Source organism: Streptomyces sp. NPDC006430 (genome assembly GCF_040612395.1).
Lineage (GTDB): Bacteria > Actinomycetota > Actinomycetes > Streptomycetales > Streptomycetaceae > Streptomyces.
Genome location: NZ_JBEXQA010000003.1, coordinates 410,397 through 433,651, shown reverse-complemented (window position 1 = coordinate 433,651; position 23,255 = coordinate 410,397). Strand labels below are relative to the sequence as shown.

Genomic DNA, 23,255 nt, shown 5'->3' with positions numbered 1-23,255 from the left:
GCCACTCTCGGCACCGGGGGCCCTTTCGTGTCCCCGGCCCAACCCGCCCGCTGCCGAGACGCTCCCGGGGCCGGGCGGTGCCGAGCAGGGCGGTGCCGGGCGGCACGGTGGCGGACGGCCGGGGGGCGCCCGGCCCCCGCGGCGGGGTGAGCGCAGGCGCCGCGGGGCGGGCTGCGTGGCAGGGCCGGGAACGGGTGCGGGGAGCGGGCCGGTGCCCCTGTGCGCATACGCTTGATGTCGGAAAACCGCCAGCCCCTGTGGGGTCAGGCCGGGATGCTGGAGCCATGTACACCGACACCGACCGCTGTGTCAGGGCCGTTCAGTCGAAGGACGCACGCTTCGACGGATGGTTCTTCACCGCCGTCCTGACGACCCGGATCTACTGCCGGCCCAGTTGCCCCGCCGTGCCGCCCAAGGTCGAGAACATGACCTTCCTGCCCAGCGCCGCCGCCTGCCAGCAGGCGGGGTTCCGGGCCTGCAAGCGGTGCCGGCCCGACACCTCCCCCGGCTCGCCGGAGTGGAACGCCCGCGCCGACGCCGTGGCCCGCGCCATGCGGCTCATCCGGGACGGCGTCGTCGACCGCGAGGGCGTGCCCGGGCTGGCGACCCGGCTGGGGTACTCCACACGGCAGGTCGAGCGGCAACTCAACGCGGAGCTCGGTGCCGGACCGCTCGCCCTCGCCCGCGCGCAGCGCGCCCAGACCGCCCGGCTGCTCATCGAGACGTCGCAGCTCCCGATGGCCGACGTCGCCTTCGCCGCCGGGTTCTCCTCCATCCGGACCTTCAACGACACGGTGCGCGCGGTCTTCGCGCTCTCCCCGAGCGAGCTTCGGGGGCGCGCCGAGAAGGCCGGCCGGGGGAGGCACGAGCCCCGCATCCCCGGGACCATCGCCCTGCGGCTGCCTTACCGGGCCCCGCTCAATCCCGACAATCTCTTCGGGCACCTCGCCGCGACCGCCGTACCCGGCGTGGAGGAGTGGCGCGCCGGGGCGTACCGGCGGACGCTGCGGCTCCCGTACGGCACGGGCGTCGTCTCCCTTTCCCCGCGGCCGGACCACATCGGCTGTCAGCTGGCCCTGACCGACCTGCGTGACCTCACGATCGCCATCAGCCGCTGCCGGTGGATGCTCGACCTCGATGCGGACCCCGAGGCCGTGGACGGGCAGCTACGGTGCGATCCGTTGCTGGCCCCGCTCGTGGAGAAGGCCCCGGGGCGCCGGGTTCCGCGGACGGTCGATGCGGCGGAGTTCGCCGTACGGGCGGTCCTCGGCCAGCAGGTGTCCACGGCGGCGGCCCGTACGCACGCCGCCCGCCTGGTGACCGCGCACGGCGAGCCGGTGGCCGATCCCGATCCTGAGGGCGGGCTGACCCACCTCTTTCCCTCTCCGCAGGCACTGGCGGCGCTGGACCCGGAGCGGCTCGCCCTCCCCCGCACCCGGCGCGCCACTCTCACCACCCTCGTCTCCGCGTTGGCGGACGGCTCCCTTCCGCTCGGCGTCGACAGCGACTGGGAAGCCGCCCGCGTGCAGCTGAACGCCCTCCCGGGCTTCGGTCCGTGGACCACGGAGGTGATCGCGATGCGGGCGCTGGGGGACCCCGACGCCTTCCTGCCGTCCGACCTCGGGGTCCGCCGGGCCGCCAAGGAGCTGGGACTGCCCTCGACGCCCGCGGCGCTCACCGCCCGGGCGGCCGGCTGGCGGCCCTGGCGCGCGTACGCCGTCCAGTACCTGTGGGCCACCGACACCCACCCCATCAACCACCTGCCCGTCTGAGGAGTACGACCCGTCATGAACAGCAAGCAGCACACCGTCGTGGACAGCCCCTGCGGCCCGCTCACCCTGGTCGCCGACAACGGCGTCCTCTGCGGCCTCTACATGACCGGACAACGGCACCGGCCGGCCGAGGAGGCGTTCGGGGAGCGGGTCGGCGCCGCAGAGGAGCCCTTCGCGGAGGTGGCGCGGCAGTTGACCGCGTACTTCGCCGGGAGGCTCACCGCGTTCGACGTGCCCGTCCGTCTGGAGGGCACCGACTTCCAGCGCAGCGTGTGGGAACAGCTCGTGCGGATCCCCTACGGCGAGACGTGGTCGTACGGGCAGCTCGCGGCCGAGCTGGGCAAGCCGAACGCCTCGCGGGCGGTGGGGCTGGCGAACGGGAAGAACCCGGTCGGCATCATCGTCCCGTGCCACCGCGTGATCGGTGCTTCGGGGAGCATGACCGGCTACGGCGGCGGCATCGAGCGCAAGGTGCAGCTGCTGACCTTCGAGGCCGGGGCACGACAGCTCCCGGCCTTCTCCTCCTGATCTCGTCTGTCTGATCCCGTGGCGCCTGCGGACCGGAGCGCGTGTGGCGTGCGAGCCGCCCAAGGAGCGAGGCCCAGGATGTCCTACCTGGCCAGGACGGGGCGTCCGGCCGCCGGTCCGAACCCGATGACGACGACCGGCCGGCCCGGACACCTCTCACGACCACCGTGCCGTCCGCCTCCGCGGTCCCGCCCAGCAGCCCACCGCGTTCTAGCTGCTCAGGTGTGCCAGTAGGGCAGGGTGGTCGGTGAGAGCGCTCTGCAGCAGCTGCCGCGCGAAGGGCGCGTACTGGCCGCTGTCGGCAGCTGTCCAGTCGATCGGACCGAACGGCGGCTCGGGGTCGTACTCGATGAACAGCTGGACCATGCGCGCGACCTCCTCACCGGCGAGGCGGCCGACGAGGTGCAGTGCCATGTCGATGCCGGCCGAGACTCCGGCGGCGGTGATGAAGGGCCCGTCCTCGACCCAGCGCCGGGTGACCGGCGTTGCCCCGAAGCGGGCGAGCAGGTCGCGGTACATCCAGTGCGTGGTGGCCCGGCGGCCCTCCAGGAGCCCCGCCGCCGCCAACAGCAGCGAGCCGGTGCACACCGAGCCGACGACCTGGGACCGCGCCGCGGTCTCGCGCAGGTTCCCGAGCAGGTTCTCGTCGGCCATCGCGGCAAGGGTGGGCACGAGGCCGCCGGGCACGATCACTGCGTACGGATCCGCGATCTGCTCGAAGGTGTGGCTGGGCACCAGGGACAGCGGGGTGTCGCTTCCCATCGGCTCGATCCGCTCGCCGACCACGACGGTGTCGTAGCCGGGAACCAGATCGCCCAACGCTGCGAAGACCTGTAGCGGGCCGACGACGTCCAGCGGAGTGAGCCCCGGGTACAGCACGAAGGCGATGGTCTTCACCGGGGCCTCGGACGGCGCGGGCGAGGTTTCGGTCATGGCAGGACTCCTGAATGTCGGTGGATGGCCGATTGCCTGCGGCGAGCTGCCGCCTTGACCACCCTCACCCACCGCCGCCACCGGAGACGGAAACCTCCGGAGCCATGTCCGAAATCCTGGGATACCTGTCCTACAGACGGATTCGGTAGTGTCAAAGGCATGACGACAGGTGTCCGCCACCGCGTGGTGGTCGTGGCCTACGACGATGTGGAACTCGTGGAGGTTGCCTGCGTGACCAGCGCCTTCGACGGGGCGAACCGCCTTGGCGCGAGTCCGCCCTACGAGGTCCGCCTGGTCACCCCGCAGGGCCGCCCGGTGCGCTGCTCCTCAGGACTGGTCCTGGGCGCTCAGGCGGCGCTGGAGCGTACGCGCGGTCCGGTCGACACGCTGCTGGTCGTCGGCGGGCCGGGCCACACCATGGCGGCGCAGAACACCCGGCTGGTCGAGCACGTGCGCCGCTTGGCCGGTATCGGCCGTCGGGTCGCGTCGGTGTGCACGGGCGCGAGCGTGCTGGCGGCGACCGGGCTGCTCGACGGCAGGCGCGCCACGACCCACTGGGCGTACGCGCACGACCTCGCGCAGCGTTACCCGGCCGTCCATGTCGACGCCGCGCCGCTGTACCTCCGCGACGACCACGTCTGCACGTCGGCCGGGGTCACCGGGGCGCTCGACCTCACCCTCGCGTTCATCCAGGAGGATCACGGCCCGGTCCTTGCCCGGACGCTGGCCCGGATGATGGTGACCTACCTCCAACGCCCCGGCAACCAGGCTCAGATCAGCATGTTCGTCGACGCACCGGCCCCGGAGCACCGGGCCGTGCAACAGACCGTCGAACACATCACCGCGCACCTCGACAGCGACCTGAGCGCCACTGCGCTCGCCGCGTACGCGGGAGTCAGCGGACGCCATCTGGCCCGACTGTTCCTCAGCCACCTCGGCCAGACACCGGCCCAGTTCGTACGGGCCGCCCGAGCCGAGGCGGCCTCACAGTTCCTTGTCTCCACGGCACTTCCGCTGGCTTCGATCGCCAGGCGCTGCGGGTTCAGCTCCGTCGAGACGATGAGGCAGGTGTTCCTGGACCACTACGGAACCACACCCAGCCAGCACCGCACGGTCCACGGCCTTCCCGGCGTCGCACCCACCGCGGGGTGACCGTGATCAATCCCGATGCTGCTTCCTGGTAGGGCTCGGCCAGGTCGGGGTCGGCGGCGCTCAGACGACCGCGAGCGGGACGAGGAGGGCGAACGCCGCACCCGCCTCCACCGCATAGCCGTACAGCGAGGGGTGCTGGACGGGGGCGGCGAGCAGGACCGCGCTCTGCTGGGCGGTGGCCGCCGCCACCCATTCGGCGTCGGCGCCGAGGTTGCCCTGGTACCAGCCCTCGCAGGCGCCGGGGCCGGTGACGGCGAGGAGGTCGTCCTCGCGGCGGTAGAAGGCCTGCCAGCCGGCGGCCGGGACGGACCAGCCCTCGAAATCGGTGAACTGGGCCCAGCCGCCCTCGCGTATCGCGGTGTCGAACAGCCACACCGGCGTCCCCTCGGGGGTGACCTCGCCGCCCGCCTGCTGATCGGTGGTGAAGTGGACCATGGGCAGGGCGTCGGGCCCGTCGGCGGTGCTGGGCCAGGCGTACATCGTGATCATCGAATGATTCTGTCCTGCTTGTAGGGGGCCCGGTATCACGAGGAGACCGGGCGCCGGCCGTTCTCCAGCTCCGCCGTGCCCTCGCCCGACTCCAGGACGCGGTACGCCTCCTGGGTGCGCAGGCCGAGCCCTCCGAGGAGGTACGTGGTGAGTTGCGCGGGTTCCACCAGGCGCCAGGAGAGCAGTTCGTCCTCCTGGAGCTTGATCGAGGCGAGCTGGGCCTCGTCGAGCACGCCCCCGTCGTAGAGGTACGCGACCAGCGGCGGACGGCCGGCGCCGAGCGTCCAGTCCACGGCGAGCAGCCGGCCGAGCGGGAGGTCGAGGCCGATCTCCTCGGCGCTCTCGCGGCGCGCGGCCGCGCGCGGGGACTCGCCCTGGTCCGACTCGATGGTCCCGCCCGGCAGGGCCCAGCCCTCGCGGTAGTTGGGCTCGACGAGCAGGACCCTGCCCTCGGCGTCCCGGTAGAGCGCACCTGCGCCGGCCAACACCCGGGGCAGGCTTGCGATGTACGTGGCGTAGTCATCCGTGGTGGTCACGCCGCAACCCTACCCAGGCACCCCGACGGGTGGGATCACCCCTGCGAAGAGCCCGGATCGGGCGGGTCCGCGCGGTCGCGCCGGCGGGACACGACGACACCCGCACCTGCGTCGCGGCGACGCCGCGACGCAGGTGCGGGTGTCGTTCCGGGCCGTGCTCGGTGGCGGCGTCGCCGACCACGGCCCGGACCGCGTCCCGCATTCCGTGCAGGGGGTGGTGCCGGGCCGGTCCGGCACCGGGGTCCTCGCGCAGCTCCCTCACCAGCGCCCAACAGAGCAGAGCTGAGCTGAGCAGCATCATGACGTGCCCATGCGGCCACACTATGCAGGCGTACATCCCTATTTATGTTCATAGCGCGCCGACTGTGACCCAGGCCACCCATGGGCATAGGAGGATCCTCCGGATAGGCTCATGGTGGCGCGACTGCACTGTTCGATAGCAAGGGATTAGCAAGGTGACGGACGGAGCAGTAACTGAGGCCGCGCGCGTGCTCATCGCCGCGGACAAATTCAAGGGCTCGCTCACAGCCGTTCAGGTCGCGGAGCGGGTGACGGCGGGCCTCCGCAAGGCCGTACCCGGTGTGCAGATCGAGACCCTCCCCGTCGCGGACGGCGGCGACGGCACGGTCGCGGCGGCCGTGGCGGCCGGTTTCGAACGCCGGGAGATACGGGTCACCGGTCCGCTCGGCGAGCAGGTCACGGCGGCTTTCGCGCTGCGCGACGGTACTGCCGTGGTCGAGATGGCGGAGGCCTCCGGGCTTCAACTGCTGCCGCCGGGGCTCTTCGCCCCGCTGACGGCGACCACGTACGGGTCGGGCGAGCTGCTGAAGGCCGCACTGGATGCGGGAGCGCGCTCCATCGTCTTCGGGGTGGGCGGCAGTGCCACCACCGACGGCGGTGCGGGCATGCTGGCCGCCCTGGGCGCGGTGTTCCTGGACGCGAACGGCGAACCGGTCGGTCCGGGCGGTGGAGCACTCGCACAGCTGGCGTCCGCAGACCTGTCCGGGATCGACCCGCGCTTCGCCGAGGTCGACCTCGTCCTGGCGAGCGACGTGGACAACCCGCTGACGGGCCCGAAGGGCGCGCCCGCGGTCTACGGCCCGCAGAAGGGGGCCTCGCCCCAGGACGTGGCGACGCTGGACGCCGCCCTGGCGCACTTCGCGGCGGTGCTGGAGCAGTCGATCGGCCCCCGGGCCGCCGAGCTGGCCGCCGCTCCCGGTGCGGGCGGTGCGGGCGGCATCGGGTACGGGGCCCTGCTGCTCGGTGCGAGCTTCCGGCCCGGCATCGAGCTCATGCTGGAGGTACTGGGCTTCGCCCCGGCGCTGGAACGGGCGACGCTGGTGATCACCGGTGAGGGCTCGCTGGACGAGCAGACCCTGCACGGCAAGGCTCCGGCCGGCGTCGCAGCGGCTGCGCGTGCGGCGGGCAAGGAGGTCGTGGCGGTGTGCGGACGGCTGCTACTGGAGCCCGAGGCGCTGCGGGCCGCAGGCATCCGCCGGGCCTACCCACTGACGGAGATCGAGCCCGATCCGGCGAAGTGCATCGCTCATGCCGGTCCGCTGCTGGAGCGGGTCGCGGCGAACATCGCCGCCGACGTTCTCTGACCCCGCTCGCTCCAGCTCCGCTGGACCGCCCGAGGCCCGGCACCCCCGCACGGGGCACCGGGCCTCGACGTTTCCCGGCACCCCTCGGACACCGGCACCACCCGACCACCGCCCGGGCCGGCCCCGGCACCACCCGGACGGGCCCCCAGGCGGTCGGGCGGGCACCGGGCTCCGGCGGTGTAAGGGGGGCAGCCCGGGCACCGGCGGCAGGGCCGTCTTCCGCCAGTACGTCACCCCGTGCGTCCTCCCCCGGCCCCCGCGCCCGCCGCGGTGCGCAATTCGCCACCTCGGCAGCCCCGCCCAAATCCCGATGACAGTGTTAGAAATGGCTCATGACCGGACGTTTGGGTCGATCCAGGGGATCGCCACCCCGGCAGCCGCCCGGGCCGGAATCGGGCCTGCTCACGCGCCTCTCCCTGAGTGCGCACAGTGTCGCCGGTCAGGTCTTCGCCCTCGAGGCGGTGATCGTGGCGCTGCTGATCACCGCGGCCGCGCTGGCCCTCGTACTGCAGGAGCGGTACGACACCCAGCGCGACGCCCGCCACCGCACCCTCGCGGCGGCCGAGGCCTTTGCGCACGCCCCGGGCCTGCCCGAGGCCCTGAAGTCGCCGGACCCGACGGCCGCACTGCAGACCCGGGCCGATGCGGCCCGCCGGGCCGCGGGCGTCGACTTCATCGCCGTCATGACCAAGGACGGGATCCGCTACACCGACTCGCAGCCGGAGCTGATCGGCAAGCCGGCCACCGGCGACTTCTCGCGTGCCGCGGCGGGGCAGCCCTTCACGGAGGTGTTCAAGGGCGCGCCGAGCGACGCGGTCCGCTCCGTCGTCCCCGTACGGGACGCGAGCGGGGCGGTCGTCGGCCTGGTCAGCACCGGCATCGAGGTCGCCAACGTCTCCGACGTGGTCGAGGGCCAGCTCCCGCTGCTGCTCGGCGCGGCAGCAGCCGCGCTGCTGCTCGGCATGGGCGGCGCCGCTATGGTCAGCCGGCGGCTGCGGCGCCAGACGCGGGGCCTGCGCGCGTCCGACATGGACCGGATGAGCGAAGCCCACGCGGCGGTCCTGCACGCGGTGCGCGAGGGTGTGCTCATCATCAGCGCCGACAAACGCCTGCTGCTCGCCAACGACGAGGCCCGGCGGCTGCTGAACCTGCCGCCCGACGCGGAACAGCGCCACGTCACCGAGCTCGGCCTCGATCCGCGCACCACCGCGCTGCTGGAGTCCGGGCGGGTCGCGACGGACGAGGTGCACCTGGCGGGCGGCCGGCTCCTGGCCGTCAACGTGCGCCCGACCAAGCCGTACGGAGACCACCCCTCCGGCAGCGTCATGACCCTGCGCGACTCCACCGAGCTCGCCGCGCTCTCCGGCCGCGCGGAGGTGGCCCGGGAACGGCTCCAACTGCTCTACGACGCGGGTGGGCGGATCGGGACCACCCTGGACGTGGTGCGGACCGCCGAGGAGCTCTCCGAGGTGGCCGTCCCCCGGTTCGCCGACTTCGTCACGGTGGAACTGCTGGAGCCGGTGTTGCGCGGCGAAGAGCCCTCGTTGGCCGGCGGCATGTACTTGGAGATGCGCAGGGCGGCCATGAGCGGGGTGCGCGCCGACCAACCCCTCCAGCCGGTCGGCGACGTCATCCGGTTCCAGGTGCCGACGGCGCCGATGGCGGCGGCGCTGGACGCCGGGCACGCGGTGCTCGCGGCCGATCTGCACGCCGCCATGGGCTGGCGGGCCCAGGACGAGGCCGGGACCCGCCAGGCACTCGACTACGGGCTGCATTCCCTGATCTCGGTACCGCTCCAGGCCCGCGGTGTGGTCCTCGGCATGGCCAACTTCTGGCGGGCCGTCGACACCCCGGAGGCCTTCGACGAGGAGGACCTGTCCTTCGCGGAGGAGCTGGGTGCCCGTGCGGCCGTTTCGATCGACAACGCCCGCCGCTACACCCGGGAGCACGCGACGGCCGTGGCCCTCCAGCGCAGCCTGCTGCCCCGCGTGCTGCCGGACCAGACCGCCGTGCAGGCGGCCTACCGGTACCTGCCCGCAAAGGCCGGCGTGGGCGGGGACTGGTTCGACGTGATCCCGCTGGCCGGCGCCCGTGTGGCCCTGGTCGTCGGCGACGTCGTCGGCCACGGCGTGCACGCCGCGGCCACGATGGGCCGGCTGCGGACCGCCGTGCACAACTTCTCCACCCTGGACATGCCGCCCGACGAGCTGCTGGGGCATCTGGACGAACTGATCAACCGGATCGACCAGAACGATTCCGAGGCCGCCGAGGACGCCGACGACGGGGCCGGCGGGCCCGGCGGGTCGGCCGGTATCACCGGCGCCACCTGCCTGTACGCGGTCTACGACCCGGTCTCCGGGCTCTGCACGATGGCGAGCGCGGGCCACCCCGGTCCTGCGCTGGTCCGGCCGGACGGGCAGGTGGACTTTCCGGAGCTGCCCGCCGGGCTGCCGCTCGGTGTGGGCGGCATGCCCTTCGAGGCCGTGCAACTGCGGCTGCCGGAATCGAGCCGTCTGGTGCTCTTCACGGACGGCCTGCTGGAGGACCGCGACCGGGACTTCGACACCGGGCTCGACATGCTGTCCGAGGCCCTGGCGCGGCCCGGCCGCAGCCCCGAGCAAGCCTGTGCGGACGTATTGGCCTCGCTGCTGTTCCCCGCACCGAGCGACGACATCGCCCTGCTGATCGCCGACACCCGGCGGCTGGAGGCGGACCGGATCGCGGAGTGGGAGGTGCCCGCCGACCCGGCCGCGGTCTCCCGGGTGCGCGGCGCCGCCTCCGCGCAGCTGGCGGCCTGGGGTCTGGATGACATCGCCTTCCCGACCGAACTCGTCCTCAGCGAGCTCATCACCAACGCCATCCGGTACGGGACCGCGCCGATCCGGGTCCGGATGCTGCGCGACCGCTACCTCATCTGCGAGGTCTCCGACGCCAGCAGCACCTCGCCGCACCTGAGGTACGCGGCCACCACCGACGAGGGCGGCCGGGGCCTGTTCCTCGTCGCCCAGTACACCGAGCGCTGGGGCACCCGGTACGCCGAGCGCGGCAAGGTGATCTGGGCCGAGATGCCACTGACCGGCGGGCCGGAGCCGGTGGTGCCGGCGCCGGACCTGGAAACACTGGACGACCAGGCCGGGTGAGTCGGGCCGCGATTCCCGCGCCGACGTCACCGGTCCGACGTCACCGGTCCGCTACCCGTGGTGGTCGGGCCGTGCGGGCGCGGTGCGGGCCAGTAGCACCGCCACGTCGTCCTGCGGATCCTGCGGCAGCAGCCCCGCCAGGATCCCGTCGCACAACCGGTCCAGCGGCTGCCCGGCGTCCCGCAGCGCCCAGCCGAGCTGTGCCATGCCCTGGTCGAGGTCGCGGTCGCGGGCCTCGATGAGCCCGTCGGTGTAGAGCACGAGCAGGCTCCCGGGCGGCAGCGCGACCTCCTCGGTGCGGAAATCCTGCCCGCCCGTGCCCAGCGGTGCGCCGGCCGGGCCGTCCAGGAAGGTGACCTCCCCGTGCGCCGTGGCCACGGCCGGCGGCGGATGGCCGGCGCGGGCGATCACGCAACCGCCCGACGCCGGGTCGTGGACCGCGTAGACGCAGGTCGCCATCTCGTCCTCGCCGAGGTCGGCGACCGTGGCGTCGAGCGAGCGCAGCAGCTGGGTCGGGGAGACGTCGTACCGCGCGAGGGTCCGTACGGCGGTGCGCAGCTGCCCCATGACGGCCGCGGCGTGGATCCCGTGTCCCATGACGTCCCCGATGACCAGGCCGGTGCGCCCGCCGGGCAGCTGGATGACGTCGTACCAGTCGCCGCCCACGTCGTGATCGCTGGCGGGCAGGTAGCGGCCGGTGAGTTCGAGGCCGGTGACCTCGGGCAGGGCGCTGTTGCTGAGGCTGCGCTGGAGGGTCAGGGCGGCCCGCCGCTGGTTGGTGTACATCCGGGCGTTGTCGATGTTGAGCGCCCCGCGGGCGACCATCTCGTCGAGGAGCACGTAGTCCTGCTCGTCGAAGGGCTCGCGGTCGCGCAGTCGCGTCACAGCGACCGCGCCGAGGACCGTACCGCGGGCGACCATCGGGATCAGCCGGGCGGATCCGAGGCCGGCGAGGTAGTCGCGCAGCGCCTCGGCACGCGGGTCGGTGATCAGCGCGGAGATGTCGGAGACGTGCAGGTTCATGGGCCGCCCGTCGGCGATGACCCGTTCGTACACGCTGTCGGTCGGGATGCGGTAGGTCTGGCCCGGCGTCAGCTTCGCCGTGGGGGCGGTCGGGTCGGGGAAGGCGGCCGACAGTCGGCGGAGCACGCCCTGGTGGGTGGCCGCCGCGTCGTCGGGTTCGAGGACGGTCTCCAGCAGCTGTACGTCGGCCGAGTCGGCCAGCTGTGGCACGAGGACCTGCACGATCTCGTCGGCGGTCTGTTTGAGGTCGAGCGTGGTGCCGATGCGGGTGCCGGCCTCGGCAAGGGCGGCGAGGCGGCGGCGCGCCCGCTCGGCCTCGCTCCGGGCCCGTTCGCTCTCGGTGATGTCGATGAGGGAGGCGATCAGTCCGAGCGACCGGCCGGAGCCGTCGAGGAGCGGGGCGTAAGAGCAGGACCAGGTCCGGTCGTGGTCGGGGTCGTCCGGGGTCCGGCCGGTGCGGCGGACGTCGACGACGGCGGTGCCCCGGTCCAGGACCTGCTGCATCGTCGCCTCCAGCGCGGCGGCGTTGACGCCGGGCACGACTTCGGTGGGCCGTTTGCCCATGTGCGCGGCGGCTGAGACGCCGTTCATCTTGGCCAGTGCGTCGTTGACCCTCAGGAAGCGCAGGTCGGGACCGAGGGTGGCGAGTCCGATGGGCGACTGGGTGAAGAGGCTCTGGAGGGCGGCCAGCGAGTCCCTCATGCGCAGGACCTCGGAGGTCTCCACGGCGATCAGCAGGGCTCCCGTGCGGCCCTGTGCGTCGGCGGCGGGGACGATCCACATCTCCATGGGGACGCGGTGCCCGTCGCGGTGGCGGACGGGCAGGGTCCCGACCACCGTCTCACCCGCTTGGACGCGTCGGGTCAGGTCGTCGGCGAGCGCCCGGTTGGCCTCGGGGACGAGCACGGAGGTCCCGGGGCGGCCGAGGATGTCCTCGGGGCGATGGCCGAGCAGGTCCTGGGCGGCCAGGGACCACTCGACGATCCGTCCGTCGGCGTCCTCCCGCCACAGGGCGATCGGCAGCAGCTCACGGAGCACACCCGCGTAACCGACGCCCGCGGCCGGCGGCTCCGGGACCTCGCTCATCGACTGGTAAGTGTCCACCGCACCGACCTCACCCCGGAGGGTCCGATTCCTACCGATTCACCCTAGCCGAGCCGTCGGCGCGGGGCGCTACGTCGGCCGCGGCTTCGGATACAGCCAGGGAAGCACGAAAGTGACCCAGAACAAGACGGCGTACAAGGCGAGGGCCGCCCACCACCCGCCCAGGTCACCCCGGCCGAACTGGACGAGGCCGGCCACGACGCCCGCGCCCAGGGCAGCCGCCGGGAGCAGCAGCCACCGGTCCGTGCCGACGTACAGCATGAGCCCGGCGGCCAGGGCGAAGGACGCCCCGACGATGAGGGTGCGGTGCCAGTCGCTGACGTCGGGGGTGTGCAGGCCGCGTAGACGCCACAGGGCGACCGGTGGGCCGGCCACGATCACGTAGGCGAGTAGCCGCGGCCATCCGGGGCGCACCCACTGCCGGACGAGCGCCACCAGGGCGACCATGGCGTACGTGCAGACCGGGACGTGGCCGAGGAGCGATGACCAGGATCCTGCGGCGAAGGCGACGCCCGTCCACATCAGCACGAACGCGCACAGGGCCAGGAGCGGTGCGACCGCCCCGAACAGGGGCGGGAGGTAGACCAGTGGCTTGAGCACCCCGAGCAGACCCTGCACCAGCCGGGCCTTGACCTTGCCGGAAGGCTGGAGCGCCGGCCAGGCCAGTAGCCCGGTACGCAGGACCGCCCGGCGCGGATCCCGTGCCCGGACCAGCCGGCCGACCTCCTCGGCACCGATCTCACGGAAGGACGCCACTGCCGCGTCGAACTCGGCCCGTGTGTTCAGGGGCGGCGGGTCCGGCGGGGAGTCCGGGGTCTTGTTGCCGCCCCGGAAGCCCTTGCGGTGCAGCTCGGCGAGGAACGGCAGCTCCTCGTGGAGGATCTCGTGCTGGCGCACGGCGGTGAGCACGTCCCGTACCCGGTCCCAGGGCGCCACGCCCGGCCGCGTCGTGATGTCCTGTGCCCACAGCTCCGTGAACAGCGGGCCGAGTGCCAGCTCCCCGGCGATCTCCTCCCCCAGTGCCGTCAGGTCCCCCGGCTCCCCGAACGCGTCGTGGAGGCGCTCGTTCGTGGCGACGACGGAAACGAGGGAGGCGGCCCCGTCCAGCCGGCCCCAGGTCCAGTCGCTCATGCGCCAGCGGGCGCTGAGGAGCGCGGCGAAGTTGTTGAGCTGGTTGCCGCTGAGCTTGGCCCTGACCACCTCCTTCGGGGAGTTCTGGTCCACGTCCCGCAGCACCGTGCGCGTGGCCCAACTGGTGTTCGCCGCCGAAACGGTGTGGAAGTCGATGTCCGTGGCCTCGGCCAGCGGGTCCGGGCGTAGCGGGCCGAGCAGCACCTCTGCGTACGCCAGTGCCTCCTCCACGGGCGGGCCGGCGCCGCGTGCGGCCGCGTGCAGGGCCTCGTAGCCGTCGACGTCGGGCGACAGGTCCACGCCGATGCGTCGGCCCAGTTCCGCCAGGCGCTCCCAGAGGTCCGTGAAGCCCTCTGGCTCCGCCACGGGGCCGCTCGCGAAGCCCTCCGGGAGGGCGGCTGCGGTGACCGCGGCGGCGAGGTTCGCCGACCAGGTCTCCCACTGCGCCGCCGGTGCGTCCGGCGCGGGCACCGGCGGCATGAGGGCGCCCAGCAGGCGGGTGGCTTCGGCGAAGGGAGCGGTCACATCGACGGGGATCAGGCCCAGGGACAGCGCGGAGCGGTAGCGGGCGAGCAGCAGCCGGTCCCGGGCGGCGATCAGGGTGGCGACCGCGAAACGGCACGCGAACAACTGCGCCCGGTGCTCCTCCACCAGCGCGGTGTCCACCGGTCCGGCACCGGCCTCGTACGCCCGCAGCCAGTCCATCAGGAGCCGGACGGTACGCGCCAGGGCTAGCGGCGAGCATCCGGGCGCCGGCAGCGTGCCGGGCGCCACCGCCAGGCCGCCCGACGCTTCGCGCAGCCGGGCGAAGAGGGCCACCGACCCTTGCGCCGCGCTCTCGTCGAGGGCCTCAAGCGGCCCCGGGCCGGCGGGCAGCGGCAGGGAGTCCGGGCCGGTCACGTCCGCCGGATCCTCCAGCAGACGGACGAGCCGCAGCGCCTCCGCCCTGCCGACCGTGCGGGCGTACGTGTCGAGGCGGGCCATCGCCGCCTCGTAGAGCTCGGGGAGCGTCAGGGGCAACACCCCGGTGGTCGCGCGCTTCTGATGGGCCGCGGCTTCGGCGGCCCGCAGTTCGAGGGCGTCGTCGCGCAGGGACTCGGCGCCGGTCTTGACGGCCAGGGACTTCGCGGCCATCCGCACCAGTCGGGTGATGCGCCGGCTGCTCCCCTCCTCGGGAGGCGGCGGGAAGGGGGGCACGGGCTGGAGGAACAGCAGCCAGCGGTCGGCCTTGCGGGCCGCCGGGGCCGCGGCGATCGCCCGTACGGCCCAGGCGACGGGAATGTTGTCGAGCAGCCCGCCGTCCATGAGCTCGGCGCAGCCGTTCAGGTTCTCGTCCGGGTAGCCGCTCTCGCTGCTGACGCCCCGCATGTCCACCCCGGCCGGTTCCTCGACGGGCTGCGCGGCGTTCGCGAGGTACACCCGGCCCGGTTCGAAGGCTCCGGGGAAGGAGGAGGTGGTGCGCGCCGCGTAGGCCAGCCGGTTCAGGGCGCTGTCCCGGGCGGCGCCCGTCACGTCGTCGGGGAAGTCCGTCAGGGGGCCGCGGTGGCGGAAGCGGAAGTAGGCGTTGGAGCGTCCGACCAGCAGGGGCCGGCCGAGGGTGGGGCGCACCCGGTCCCGGCGGGGTCGCAGCCGGGTGGCCGTGAGGATCAGCCGCAGCGAGGGGGAGGGCCGCCGGTCCGGCGGAGCCTCGTCGATGAGCCGGCCCAGCGACCCGCGCAACTCCTTGTAGAAGACCTCGTCCCCGCGCATCAGTGAGGACGGTACGTGGAAGGGCGTCGAGCGCCGCAGCAGCCCTTCGAGGTCGCCCAGGCGCAGCCACACGTCCCGTACGCCCCGGTCGAAGGGCATCCCGTACACGAGGTGGCAGGCGAGCAGTACGCCGTTGAGCCCCCCGGCGCTGGTCCCGACGAGGACGTCGATGTCGACGTCCTCGTAACCGCACGTGTTCAGCAGGCCCGCGTAGACGCCCGCTTCCGGGGCGGGCTCCTGCTCCGTCGCCGCCCGGAGCGCCGCCGCCTCGCAACACGCCCCGCCCATCCATACGGCGAGACTGACCCCGCCGCGCATCGCGAGGGCCAGGCGCAGCTCCGTACTGCGCCGACCCGGCCGGTCGTCGCTCATGCCTCCAGCTTGACCCCGGACCAGGTGGGGCGCACCCGGGCTGCCGCCACCGGGGGGTACGGACTGCGGCGGGGCGGAAGTCCCCTGCTGGACCGCAGAGTTCACGGCCTGGCCCGGCAGCGCCGGCGGTGCGTGGCGGGCGCGGTGCGTGGCGGGGTGCGGGCGTGCCCGGCCCGACGGCCCCAGCGGCCCGGGCGGGTCCGGTTACTGCCAGTCGTCCCAGGGCGGGTCCGTGTCGTCCAGGTCGTAGGGCGGTTCCTCGTCGTCGTGGGGGGCCGAGGACTGCGGCGGGACGGCCCGGGCCGGCGGCGGGGGCTCGACGGCCGGGTCCGCGGCCAGGGTGTCGAGGATGCCGTCGGCGTACTTGGCGAGCTTCGCCTCGCCGACGCCGCCGATCGTCCCCAGCTCCTCCACCGTGCCGGGCATCCGGGTCGCGATCTCCCGCAGCGTCGCGTCGTGGAAGACGACGTACGCCGGCACGCCCTGCTCGCGCGCGGTGGCGGCCCGCCAGGCGCGCAGCGCCTCGAACACCGGCAGCGCGGACTCCGGCAGATCGACCGGCACGCGACCGGCCTTCCCGGAACGCGAGCCGGACGCGGTACGTGAGGCCGCGGCCGGCGCCGCCTCCTTGCGCATCGGGACGCTCCGGCGGCCACCCAGCACCTCGCCGCTGGCGTCCGTGAGCACCAGCGTCCCGTAGTCGCCCTCGACCGCGAGTAGGCCCGACGCCAGCAGCTGCCGTACGACCCCCCGCCATTCCGCGGTGCCCAGGTCCGCCCCGACCCCGAAGACCGAGAGGGCGTCGTGGTCGAACTGGATGACCTTGGCCGTCTTCTTGCCCTGGAGGATGTCGATGATCTGGCCGGCGCCGAACTTCTGTCGGCGCTCCTTGGCCAGCCGCCACACCGTGGACAGCAGCTTCTGCGCCGCGACCGTACCGTCCCAGGACTCGGCCGGCGTCAGACACGTGTCGCAGTTGCCGCACGGCTCGCCGGACTGACCGAAGTACGCCAGCAACCTCACCCGACGGCAGTCGACGGTCTCGCAGAGTGCGAGCATCGCCTCCAGGTGCCCGGCCAGTGCCCGGCGGTGCGCCTCGTCGCCCTCGGAGCCGTCGATCATCTTGCGCTGCTGCACCACGTCCTGGAGGCCGTACGCCAGCCATGCCGTGGCCGGCTCTCCGTCGCGCCCGGCCCGGCCGGTCTCCTGGTAGTAGCCCTCGACCGACTTCGGCAGGTCCAAGTGGGCGACGAACCGCACGTCGGGCTTGTCGATGCCCATGCCGAAGGCGATCGTGGCCACCACCACGACCCCGTCCTCCCGCAGGAAGCGCGCCTGGTTCGCCGCACGCGTGCGGGAATCCATGCCCGCGTGGTAGGCCACCGCGTCGATGCCCTGCTCCGCTAGGAAGGCCGCCGTCTTCTCCACCGACGCCCGCGACAGGCAGTAGACCACCCCGGCGTCCCCGGCGTGCTCGGTCCGGATCAGCTCCAGCAGTTGCTTGGTCGGGTTGTTCTTCGCGACGATCCGGTACTGGATGTTCGGCCGGTCGAAGCTGGCCACGAAGTGCCGGGCCTCCCCCAGCCCCAGTCGCGCCGCGATCTCGGCGTGCGTCGCCTCGGTGGCGGTCGCGGTCAGCGCGATCCGGGGCACCGCGGGCCAGCGCTCGTGCAGCATGGACAGCGCGAGGTAGTCGGGCCGGAAGTCGTGTCCCCACTGGGCGACGCAGTGCGCCTCGTCGATCGCGAAGACCGACACCTTGCCCTGGTCGAGCAGCCGCTGCGTGCCCTCGGTGCGCAGCCGCTCCGGAGCCAGGTACAGCAGGTCGAGCTGGTCGTCGAGGAAGGCCTGCTCCACGCTGCGGCGCTCGTGCGGGTCCTGCGTCGAGTTGAGGAAGCCGGCCCGCACCCCGAGGGCGGTGAGCGCGTCCACCTGGTCCTGCATCAGCGCGATCAGCGGCGAGATCACCACTCCCGTGCCGTCTCTGACCAGCGCCGGGATCTGGTAGCAGAGCGACTTGCCGCCGCCGGTCGGCATCAGCACCAGCGCGTCGCCGCCGCCGACGACGTGCTCGATGATCTGCTGCTGCTCGCCGCGGAAGGAGTCGTACCCGAAGACGCGGTGGAGTACGTTCAGGGCATCGGGGATCTCGGTGGACGCGTCGACAAGGCTCATCCGAGAAGCCTAGCGACCTCCACGGACAGGTCCGCCCGGATCTGCCGGTCCGGGACCCCCATCCCGTCCCCGGGGGTCAGCCGAGGGCCCTCTCGAAGGCGGTGTGGGCCTTCTCGTCGAACAGGACGAAGCGGACCTCTTCCACCGGGGCACCGGCCGCGGCGCGGGCGGTCTCCACGGCGATGCGGGCTCCGTCGTCGATCGGCCAGCCGTAGATCCCGGTGGAGATCGCCGGGAAGGCCACCGTACGGGCGCCCAGCTCGGCCGCGACCCGCAGTGATTCGCGGTAGCAGGAGGCCAGCAGGTCCGAGCGGTCCTCGTCCTGTGACCAGACCGGGCCGACCGTGTGGACCACCCAGCGGGCGGGGAGACGGCCGGCGGTCGTGGCGACCGCCCGGCCCGTCGGGAGGCCCTTGCCGTAGTGGGAGGCGCGCAGCGCCCGGCAGGCCTCCAGGATCTCCGGGCCGCCGCGCCGGTGGATGGCACCGTCCACGCCGCCGCCGCCGAGCAGCGAGGAGTTCGCCGCGTTGACCACGACGTCCGCCTGCTCGGCGGTGATGTCGCCCTGCACGAGGGTGATGCGGACCATCACGGAGCCTTTCGTAGGTGTCGCCACACGGCCTTGGCGGCGTTGTGGCCGGACATGCCGTGCACGCCGGGGCCGGGCGGGGTGGCGGAGGAACAGAGGAAGACGGCCGGGTGGGCGGTCGTGTACGGGGACAGCGAGAGCTTGGGGCGCAGCAGCAGCTGGAGCCCCGAGGTGGCGCCGCAGGCGATGTCGCCGCCGACGTAGTTGGGGTTGCGTGCGGCCAGTTCCGGCGGTCCGGCCGTGGCGCGGGCCAGCACCAGGTCGCGGAAGCCGGGTGCGAAGCGCTCCAGTTGGCGTTCCACGGCATCGGTGAGGTTGCCGCCCCAGCCCGCGGGGACGTGCCCGTACGCCCAGAAGACGTGCTTGCCCTCGGGCGCACGGCCGGGGTCGGCCAGGCTGGGCTGGGCGGTGATCAGGAAGGGGCTGCGGGGGGCCCGGCCGCTCGTGGCCAGTTGGAGGGCGGCGTCGATGTCGCGGGTCCGCGGGCCGATCTGGACGGTGCCGGCCCGGCGCGGGGCCTCGGCGGTCCACGGCACGGGCCCGTCCAGCGCGTAGTCGATCTTGAATACGGAGGCGCCGTACCGGTAGCCGTCGTACGCGCGCCCCAGCCGGGCGATCCGGGCCAGCGCGGTCGGCGAGGTGTCGAAGACGTACGCCCGGGCCGGCGGGAGGTCGTCGAGGCGTTTGACCTCGAATCCGGTGTGGACCACGCCGCCGAGGTCGCGCAGGTAGGCGGCGAGGGCGTCCGAGATCGACTGCGAGCCGCCGCGCGCCATCGGCCAGCCGCGCTCGTGCGCGGCCAGCGCGAAGACCAGGCCGACGGCGCCGGTGGCGATCCCGTCCAGCGGGGCGTTGACGTGCGCGGCGAGCCCCGCGAACAGCGCCCGTGCCGGCTCCTCGTGGAAGCGGCGCAACAGCCAGGTGACGGGCGGCAGTCCGGTGAGTCCGAACCGGGCCAGGGTGGCGGGGTCCCGGGGCAGGGCGGTCGACGGCAGGGACATGAAGTCCCTGACCAGGGTGTCCCACCTGCCGAGGAACGGATGCACGAGCCGCCGGTACGTGCCCGCGTCGCGCGGCCCGAGGGAGGCCGCGGTCTCGGAGACGGAGCGGGAGAGCACGGCGGCCGTACCGTCGTCGAAGGGGTGCGCCATGGGCAGCGGGGCGTGCAGCCATTCCAGCCCGTACTGCCGCAGCGGCATGGTGGAGAACACGGGTGAACCGATGCCGAGCGGATGCACCGCCGAGCAGGGGTCGTGCCGGAAGCCCGGGAGGGTGAGCTCCTCGGTGCGGGCCCCGCCGCCGACCGTCTCCGCGGCTTCGAACACGGCGGCCGAGAAGCCGCGCCGGGCCAGCTCGACGGCGGCCGTCAGCCCATTGGGCCCCGCCCCCACCACGACCACATCGAGAATCGACGGCACGTTGAGACTCCTTCGTCCGGCGGCGGCTGCGCCCCCAGGATATTCGGCCCGCCCCCACCGGTCCCGGCCTGTTGCCGGTCAGGCACCCCGCAGCAGGTCACGGATGCGTACGGTGGTGGCCTCGTCGCGGCCCACCGCGAACGGCAGCTCGTTGTCCCGGTCCACCCGGAAGGGCACTCCGGCGACGGTGCTCTGCGTACCGCCCGCCTCGGCGACCAGGAGCAGTCCGGCCGCGTGGTCCCAGGCCGAGGGCCAGGTGAAGGCGAGCCCGTCCATCTCGCCGCGGGCCACCTTCAGGTACTCCAGACCCGCCGAGCCGCACGGTCGGGCCGCGACACCGGGCACGTCGAGACGGGCCAGGACGCGCTTGTGCTCGTCGGAGGTGTAGAGCGGGTGGGCCATGGCCACCCGCAGCTCGGCGCCCGGTTCCGGCGAACCGCACGCGATCCGCTCGCCGTTGACGTACGCGCCCTGACCGCGCACGGCGGTCGCCAGCTCGTCCAGCGCCGGGGCGAAGGTCCAGGAGGCGAGGATCTCCCCGCGGTGGGCCAGGGCCACCAGGGTGCAGAAGGCCGGGTCGCCGGCCACGAACTGCCGGGTGCCGTCGACCGGGTCGACGATCCACACCGGCGCGTCGGCGCGCAGCGCCCCGTACGCGGTCGGGTCTGCGTGCACGGCCTCCTCGCCGACCACGGCGGAGCCGGGCAGGAGCAGCGTCAGGGCGGCCGTGAGGTGCTCTTCGGCCTTGCGGTCGGCAACGGTCACCAGATCGTGCGGACCGGTCTTCTGGTCCACTTCGTGGTCGGCGAGCTGCCGGAATCTCGGCATGATCTCGACCGCCGCCGCCTTGCGGACGGCTTCTTCCACCGCGGACAGGTCATGGGCCAGGAACTCTTCGATCATGCCTCCATCACATCACGCCCGGGTGACGAACCCCACCGTCATTCCGGTCGGGCCGCTGGACTGCGGGTGGACTCCAGCCCCGGCGGAGAGGGGGGACGTTCCCGGTGCATGAGCGCGGCGTACAGCAGCAGGGACGAGACCAGTCCCACCGCCCAGCCGTAGTCCGCGAGCGGCTTCAGGGCGGGGATCAGCCCGTCCTCGGGGAATGGGCCCTGGCCGGGCGCCGAGTGCGAGCCCCCGATGGCGAGGACCCCGCCGACCAGGAAGGCCGTCAGCGCTCGCGGGTTCCAGCCGCCCCGGTACCAGTAGGGCCCTTCCGCCCGGTACAGATCGGGCAGGGACAGCCGTGTGCGGCGCACGATCCAGTAGTCGGCGATCAGGACCCCGGCGACCGTGCCGAGCAGGCCGCCGACCAGGCCGAGCCAGGTGAAGACGTAGAGCTCGGGGGTCGCGGTCAGCTTCCAGGGCATGATCAGTACGCCGACCACCCCGGTGATCAGCGCACCGGTGCGGAAGTCGATCAGTCGGGGGGCCAGGTTGGCCAGGTCGTACGCCGGGGAGACCACGTTCGCCGCGATGTTGACCGAGATCGTCGCGACGAGCACCGTCAGCAGGGCGAAGAGCAGCCCGAAGACGTTGTCGGTCTTGGAGACCAGCAGGACCGGGTCCCAGATCGGGGTGCCGTACACCGCCTCGGAGCCGGAGGTGACGAACACCGACAGGAGTGCGAAGAGGGTCATGGTCGTCGGCAGTCCGAGCGTCTGTCCGAGGATCTGGGAGCGTTGGCCGGCGCCGAAGCGCGTGAAGTCCGGGATGTTGAGCGCGAGGGTGGACCAGAACGCGATCATCCCCATCAGCGAGGGGAAGAACACCGGCCAGAAGTCCTCGCCCCAGCCGAGCCGGGACGGCTGGTCGAGCAGTTCGCCGAAGCCGCCCGCCTTCACCCCGATCCACACCAGGAGCGCCAGTGCGCCGACGATGACGAAGGGCGCGGCCCAGTTCTCGAAGCGCCGCAGGGTTTCCATCCCCCGGTAGATGATGGCGAGTTCGAGCGCCCAGAAGGCGGCGAAGCACAACCACAGCGTCCAGGGCTGGCCGGCGATCCGCTCCGCGTCCGCCCAGCCGCCGAACGCCTTGCCGAGCAGGACGAAGATCCCGGACCCGCCGATCCAGGTCTGGATCCCGAACCAGGCGCAGGCCACGGCCGCCCGGGCCAGCGCGGCCAGGTTGGCCCCGCGCACCCCGAAGGAGGCTCGGGCCAGGACCGGGAAGGGTATCCCGTACTTGGGGCCGGCGTGCCCGGTGAGCAGCATCGGCACGAGCACCACGAGGTTGGCGAGGGCGATGGTGAGGACGGCCTGTTTCCAGTCCATGCCCAGCGCCACCAGCCCCGAGGCGAGCAACCAGGAGGGGATGTTGTGCGCCATGCCGACCCACAGGGCGGTGAAGTTGTACGTCGTCCAGCGCCTGGCCCCGACCGGTACGGGAAGGAGGTCGGCGTTGGCGAAGCGGCTGTCTTCGGGGACCTCGCCGGGGGCGAGCTCCACACGGCTCCCGGTGTCGCCGATGGTGTGTTCCCGCATGAGCGCGTATCCCTTCGGTCGGGGTCCGGGCCCGGTCCGGGCCCGGGCGTCAGGATCTGAACGCCGGGATGACGTGCTGTCCGTACGCGTCGATGGTGGCCTCCTTCGCGTCGTGCATGTCGTACACCGCGAACTGGTCGACGCCCAGGTCGCGCAGGGCCCGCAGCTTCTCGATGTGGGCCTCGGGCGGGCCCAGCAGGCAGAACCGGTCCACGATCTCGTCCGGGACGAAGTCCGTCGACGGGTTCCCGGCCCGGCCGTGGTGGCTGTAGTCGTAGCCCTGGCGGGACTTGATGTACTCGGTGAGGGCCTCCGGGACCATGCCGGAGTGCTCGCCGTAGCGGCTGACCAGGTCCGCGACGTGGTTGCCGACCATCCCTCCGAACCAGCGGCACTGTTCGCGGGCGTGGGCCAGGTCCTCGCCCACGTACGCCGGCGCCGCGACGCAGATGGTGAGGGCGTCCGGATCGCGGCCGGCCCGCTCGGCGGCTTCCCGAACCGATCCGATCATCCACTCGGTGAGGTAGGGGTCGGCGAGTTGGAGGATGAACCCGTCCGCCTTCTCACCGGCCAGGGCGAGCGCCTTCGGCCCGTACGCGGCCATCCAGACGGGGAGCTTCCCGTCCCGGACCCACGGGATCCGCAGGGGGTTGCCGTCGACCTCCGCCTCCCGGCCCTCCGCGAGGTCCCGGATGACCTCGATGGCCTCGCCGAGGCGGGCCAGGGTGTTCGGTTTGCGCCCGGCGACCCGCATGGCGGAGTCTCCGCGGCCGATGCCGCACACGGTGCGGTTGCCGTACATGTCGTTGAGGGTGGCGAAGGTGGAGGCGGTGACCTCCCAGGTGCGGGTGCCCGGGTTGGTGACCATCGGGCCGACGTGGAGCTTCTGCGTGTTGGCCAGGATCTGGCTGTAGATGACGAACGGCTCCTGCCACAGCACGGCGGAGTCGAAGGTCCAGCCGTAGCGGAACCCGTTGCGCTCGGCGCGGCGCATGAGGCTGACGACCTGGGAGGCGGGCGGGTCGGTCTGTAGGACGAGGCCGAAATCCATGGG

16 protein-coding genes are annotated in these 23,255 nt (G+C 73.1%); 5 read left to right on the top strand and 11 right to left on the bottom strand.

The genetic code is table 11. The features are described 5' to 3' along the window. Positions 1 to 284 precede the first annotated feature (284 nt). Both ABZZ20_RS07820 and ABZZ20_RS07815 read left to right on the top strand, forming a co-directional pair. Entirely contained in the window at positions 285 to 1,772 is a 1,488-nt protein-coding gene (locus ABZZ20_RS07820; protein ID WP_356867883.1) for an AlkA N-terminal domain-containing protein, read from the top strand. Between the two features lie 15 nt (positions 1,773 to 1,787). Further along, complete coding sequence (locus tag ABZZ20_RS07815) at positions 1,788 to 2,300, top strand: methylated-DNA--[protein]-cysteine S-methyltransferase (protein WP_356867881.1); 513 nt, start codon at positions 1,788 to 1,790, stop codon at positions 2,298 to 2,300. Between the two features lie 210 nt (positions 2,301 to 2,510). On the opposite strand, the gene ABZZ20_RS07810 is transcribed toward ABZZ20_RS07815, so the two are convergent. Then, positions 2,511 to 3,233 carry a DJ-1/PfpI family protein gene (locus ABZZ20_RS07810; RefSeq protein ID WP_356867879.1) on the bottom strand — a complete coding sequence of 241 codons (723 nt, stop codon included), beginning with the start codon at positions 3,231 to 3,233 and terminating at the stop codon, positions 2,511 to 2,513. Positions 3,234 to 3,392: 159 nt separating this feature from the next. On the opposite strand from ABZZ20_RS07810, the gene ABZZ20_RS07805 reads away from it, so the two are divergent. After that, positions 3,393 to 4,385: a DJ-1/PfpI family protein gene (locus ABZZ20_RS07805; RefSeq protein ID WP_356867877.1), complete on the top strand. Its 993-nt coding sequence runs from the start codon at positions 3,393 to 3,395 to the stop codon at positions 4,383 to 4,385. Positions 4,386 to 4,445: 60 nt separating this feature from the next. Here ABZZ20_RS07805 and ABZZ20_RS07800 read toward each other — a convergent pair whose 3' ends face one another. Further along, positions 4,446 to 4,874, bottom strand: coding sequence for a hypothetical protein (locus ABZZ20_RS07800; protein WP_356867875.1), 429 nt, complete (start codon positions 4,872 to 4,874; stop codon positions 4,446 to 4,448). A 35-nt stretch (positions 4,875 to 4,909) separates the two neighbouring features. Continuing rightward, entirely contained in the window at positions 4,910 to 5,410 is a 501-nt protein-coding gene (locus tag ABZZ20_RS07795) for an NUDIX hydrolase (protein ID WP_356867873.1), read from the bottom strand. 455 nt (positions 5,411 to 5,865) lie between these two features. Between ABZZ20_RS07795 and ABZZ20_RS07790 the strand changes: the two genes are divergently transcribed. Then, positions 5,866 to 7,014 carry a glycerate kinase gene (locus ABZZ20_RS07790; protein ID WP_356867871.1) on the top strand — a complete coding sequence of 383 codons (1,149 nt, stop codon included), beginning with the start codon at positions 5,866 to 5,868 and terminating at the stop codon, positions 7,012 to 7,014. Between the two features lie 332 nt (positions 7,015 to 7,346). Continuing rightward, positions 7,347 to 10,154, top strand: coding sequence for a SpoIIE family protein phosphatase (locus tag ABZZ20_RS07785; RefSeq protein WP_356867869.1), 2,808 nt, complete (start codon positions 7,347 to 7,349; stop codon positions 10,152 to 10,154). Positions 10,155 to 10,205: 51 nt separating this feature from the next. On the opposite strand, the gene ABZZ20_RS07780 is transcribed toward ABZZ20_RS07785, so the two are convergent. The 8 genes from ABZZ20_RS07780 to ABZZ20_RS07745 form a co-directional block, all read right to left on the bottom strand. After that, positions 10,206 to 12,281 (bottom strand): SpoIIE family protein phosphatase, encoded by a 2,076-nt coding sequence (locus tag ABZZ20_RS07780; protein WP_356867867.1) that lies wholly within the window; start codon positions 12,279 to 12,281, stop codon positions 10,206 to 10,208. Positions 12,282 to 12,350: 69 nt separating this feature from the next. After that, the gene (locus tag ABZZ20_RS07775) at positions 12,351 to 15,533 is read right to left on the bottom strand and encodes a DUF3376 domain-containing protein (RefSeq protein ID WP_356867865.1); all 3,183 of its coding nucleotides are present in this window, start codon (positions 15,531 to 15,533) and stop codon (positions 12,351 to 12,353) included. A 204-nt stretch (positions 15,534 to 15,737) separates the two neighbouring features. After that, on the bottom strand, positions 15,738 to 17,708 hold the full coding sequence (gene recQ, locus ABZZ20_RS07770; protein ID WP_356867863.1) for a DNA helicase RecQ: 1,971 nt from the start codon (positions 17,706 to 17,708) through the stop codon (positions 15,738 to 15,740). A gap of 76 nt (positions 17,709 to 17,784) precedes the next feature. Next, entirely contained in the window at positions 17,785 to 18,297 is a 513-nt protein-coding gene (locus ABZZ20_RS07765) for an O-acetyl-ADP-ribose deacetylase (RefSeq protein WP_356867998.1), read from the bottom strand. Then, entirely contained in the window at positions 18,297 to 19,715 is a 1,419-nt protein-coding gene (locus ABZZ20_RS07760) for an NAD(P)/FAD-dependent oxidoreductase (protein ID WP_356867861.1), read from the bottom strand. The genes ABZZ20_RS07765 and ABZZ20_RS07760 overlap by 1 nt, the downstream gene beginning before the upstream one ends. Before the next feature lie 78 nt (positions 19,716 to 19,793). Further along, positions 19,794 to 20,618, bottom strand: coding sequence for an inositol monophosphatase (locus ABZZ20_RS07755; RefSeq protein WP_356867859.1), 825 nt, complete (start codon positions 20,616 to 20,618; stop codon positions 19,794 to 19,796). A 38-nt stretch (positions 20,619 to 20,656) separates the two neighbouring features. Then, positions 20,657 to 22,201 (bottom strand): NCS1 family nucleobase:cation symporter-1, encoded by a 1,545-nt coding sequence (locus tag ABZZ20_RS07750; protein WP_356867857.1) that lies wholly within the window; start codon positions 22,199 to 22,201, stop codon positions 20,657 to 20,659. 49 nt (positions 22,202 to 22,250) lie between these two features. Then, positions 22,251 to 23,252: a TIGR03842 family LLM class F420-dependent oxidoreductase gene (locus ABZZ20_RS07745; RefSeq protein ID WP_356867855.1), complete on the bottom strand. Its 1,002-nt coding sequence runs from the start codon at positions 23,250 to 23,252 to the stop codon at positions 22,251 to 22,253. Between the last annotated feature and the right edge of the window lie 3 nt (positions 23,253 to 23,255).

Coding starts and splice junctions, on each gene's coding strand:
- ABZZ20_RS07820 (WP_356867883.1), top strand. CDS start 285: ATGTACACCGACACCGACCGCTGTGTCAGGGCCGTTCAGTCGAAGGAC.
- ABZZ20_RS07815 (WP_356867881.1), top strand. CDS start 1,788: ATGAACAGCAAGCAGCACACCGTCGTGGACAGCCCCTGCGGCCCGCTC.
- ABZZ20_RS07810 (WP_356867879.1), bottom strand. CDS start 3,233: ATGACCGAAACCTCGCCCGCGCCGTCCGAGGCCCCGGTGAAGACCATC.
- ABZZ20_RS07805 (WP_356867877.1), top strand. CDS start 3,393: ATGACGACAGGTGTCCGCCACCGCGTGGTGGTCGTGGCCTACGACGAT.
- ABZZ20_RS07800 (WP_356867875.1), bottom strand. CDS start 4,874: ATGATCACGATGTACGCCTGGCCCAGCACCGCCGACGGGCCCGACGCC.
- ABZZ20_RS07785 (WP_356867869.1), top strand. CDS start 7,347: ATGACCGGACGTTTGGGTCGATCCAGGGGATCGCCACCCCGGCAGCCG.
- ABZZ20_RS07775 (WP_356867865.1), bottom strand. CDS start 15,533: ATGAGCGACGACCGGCCGGGTCGGCGCAGTACGGAGCTGCGCCTGGCC.
- recQ (WP_356867863.1), bottom strand. CDS start 17,708: ATGAGCCTTGTCGACGCGTCCACCGAGATCCCCGATGCCCTGAACGTA.
- ABZZ20_RS07765 (WP_356867998.1), bottom strand. CDS start 18,297: ATGGTCCGCATCACCCTCGTGCAGGGCGACATCACCGCCGAGCAGGCG.
- ABZZ20_RS07755 (WP_356867859.1), bottom strand. CDS start 20,618: ATGATCGAAGAGTTCCTGGCCCATGACCTGTCCGCGGTGGAAGAAGCC.
- ABZZ20_RS07750 (WP_356867857.1), bottom strand. CDS start 22,201: ATGCGGGAACACACCATCGGCGACACCGGGAGCCGTGTGGAGCTCGCC.
- ABZZ20_RS07745 (WP_356867855.1), bottom strand. CDS start 23,252: ATGGATTTCGGCCTCGTCCTACAGACCGACCCGCCCGCCTCCCAGGTC.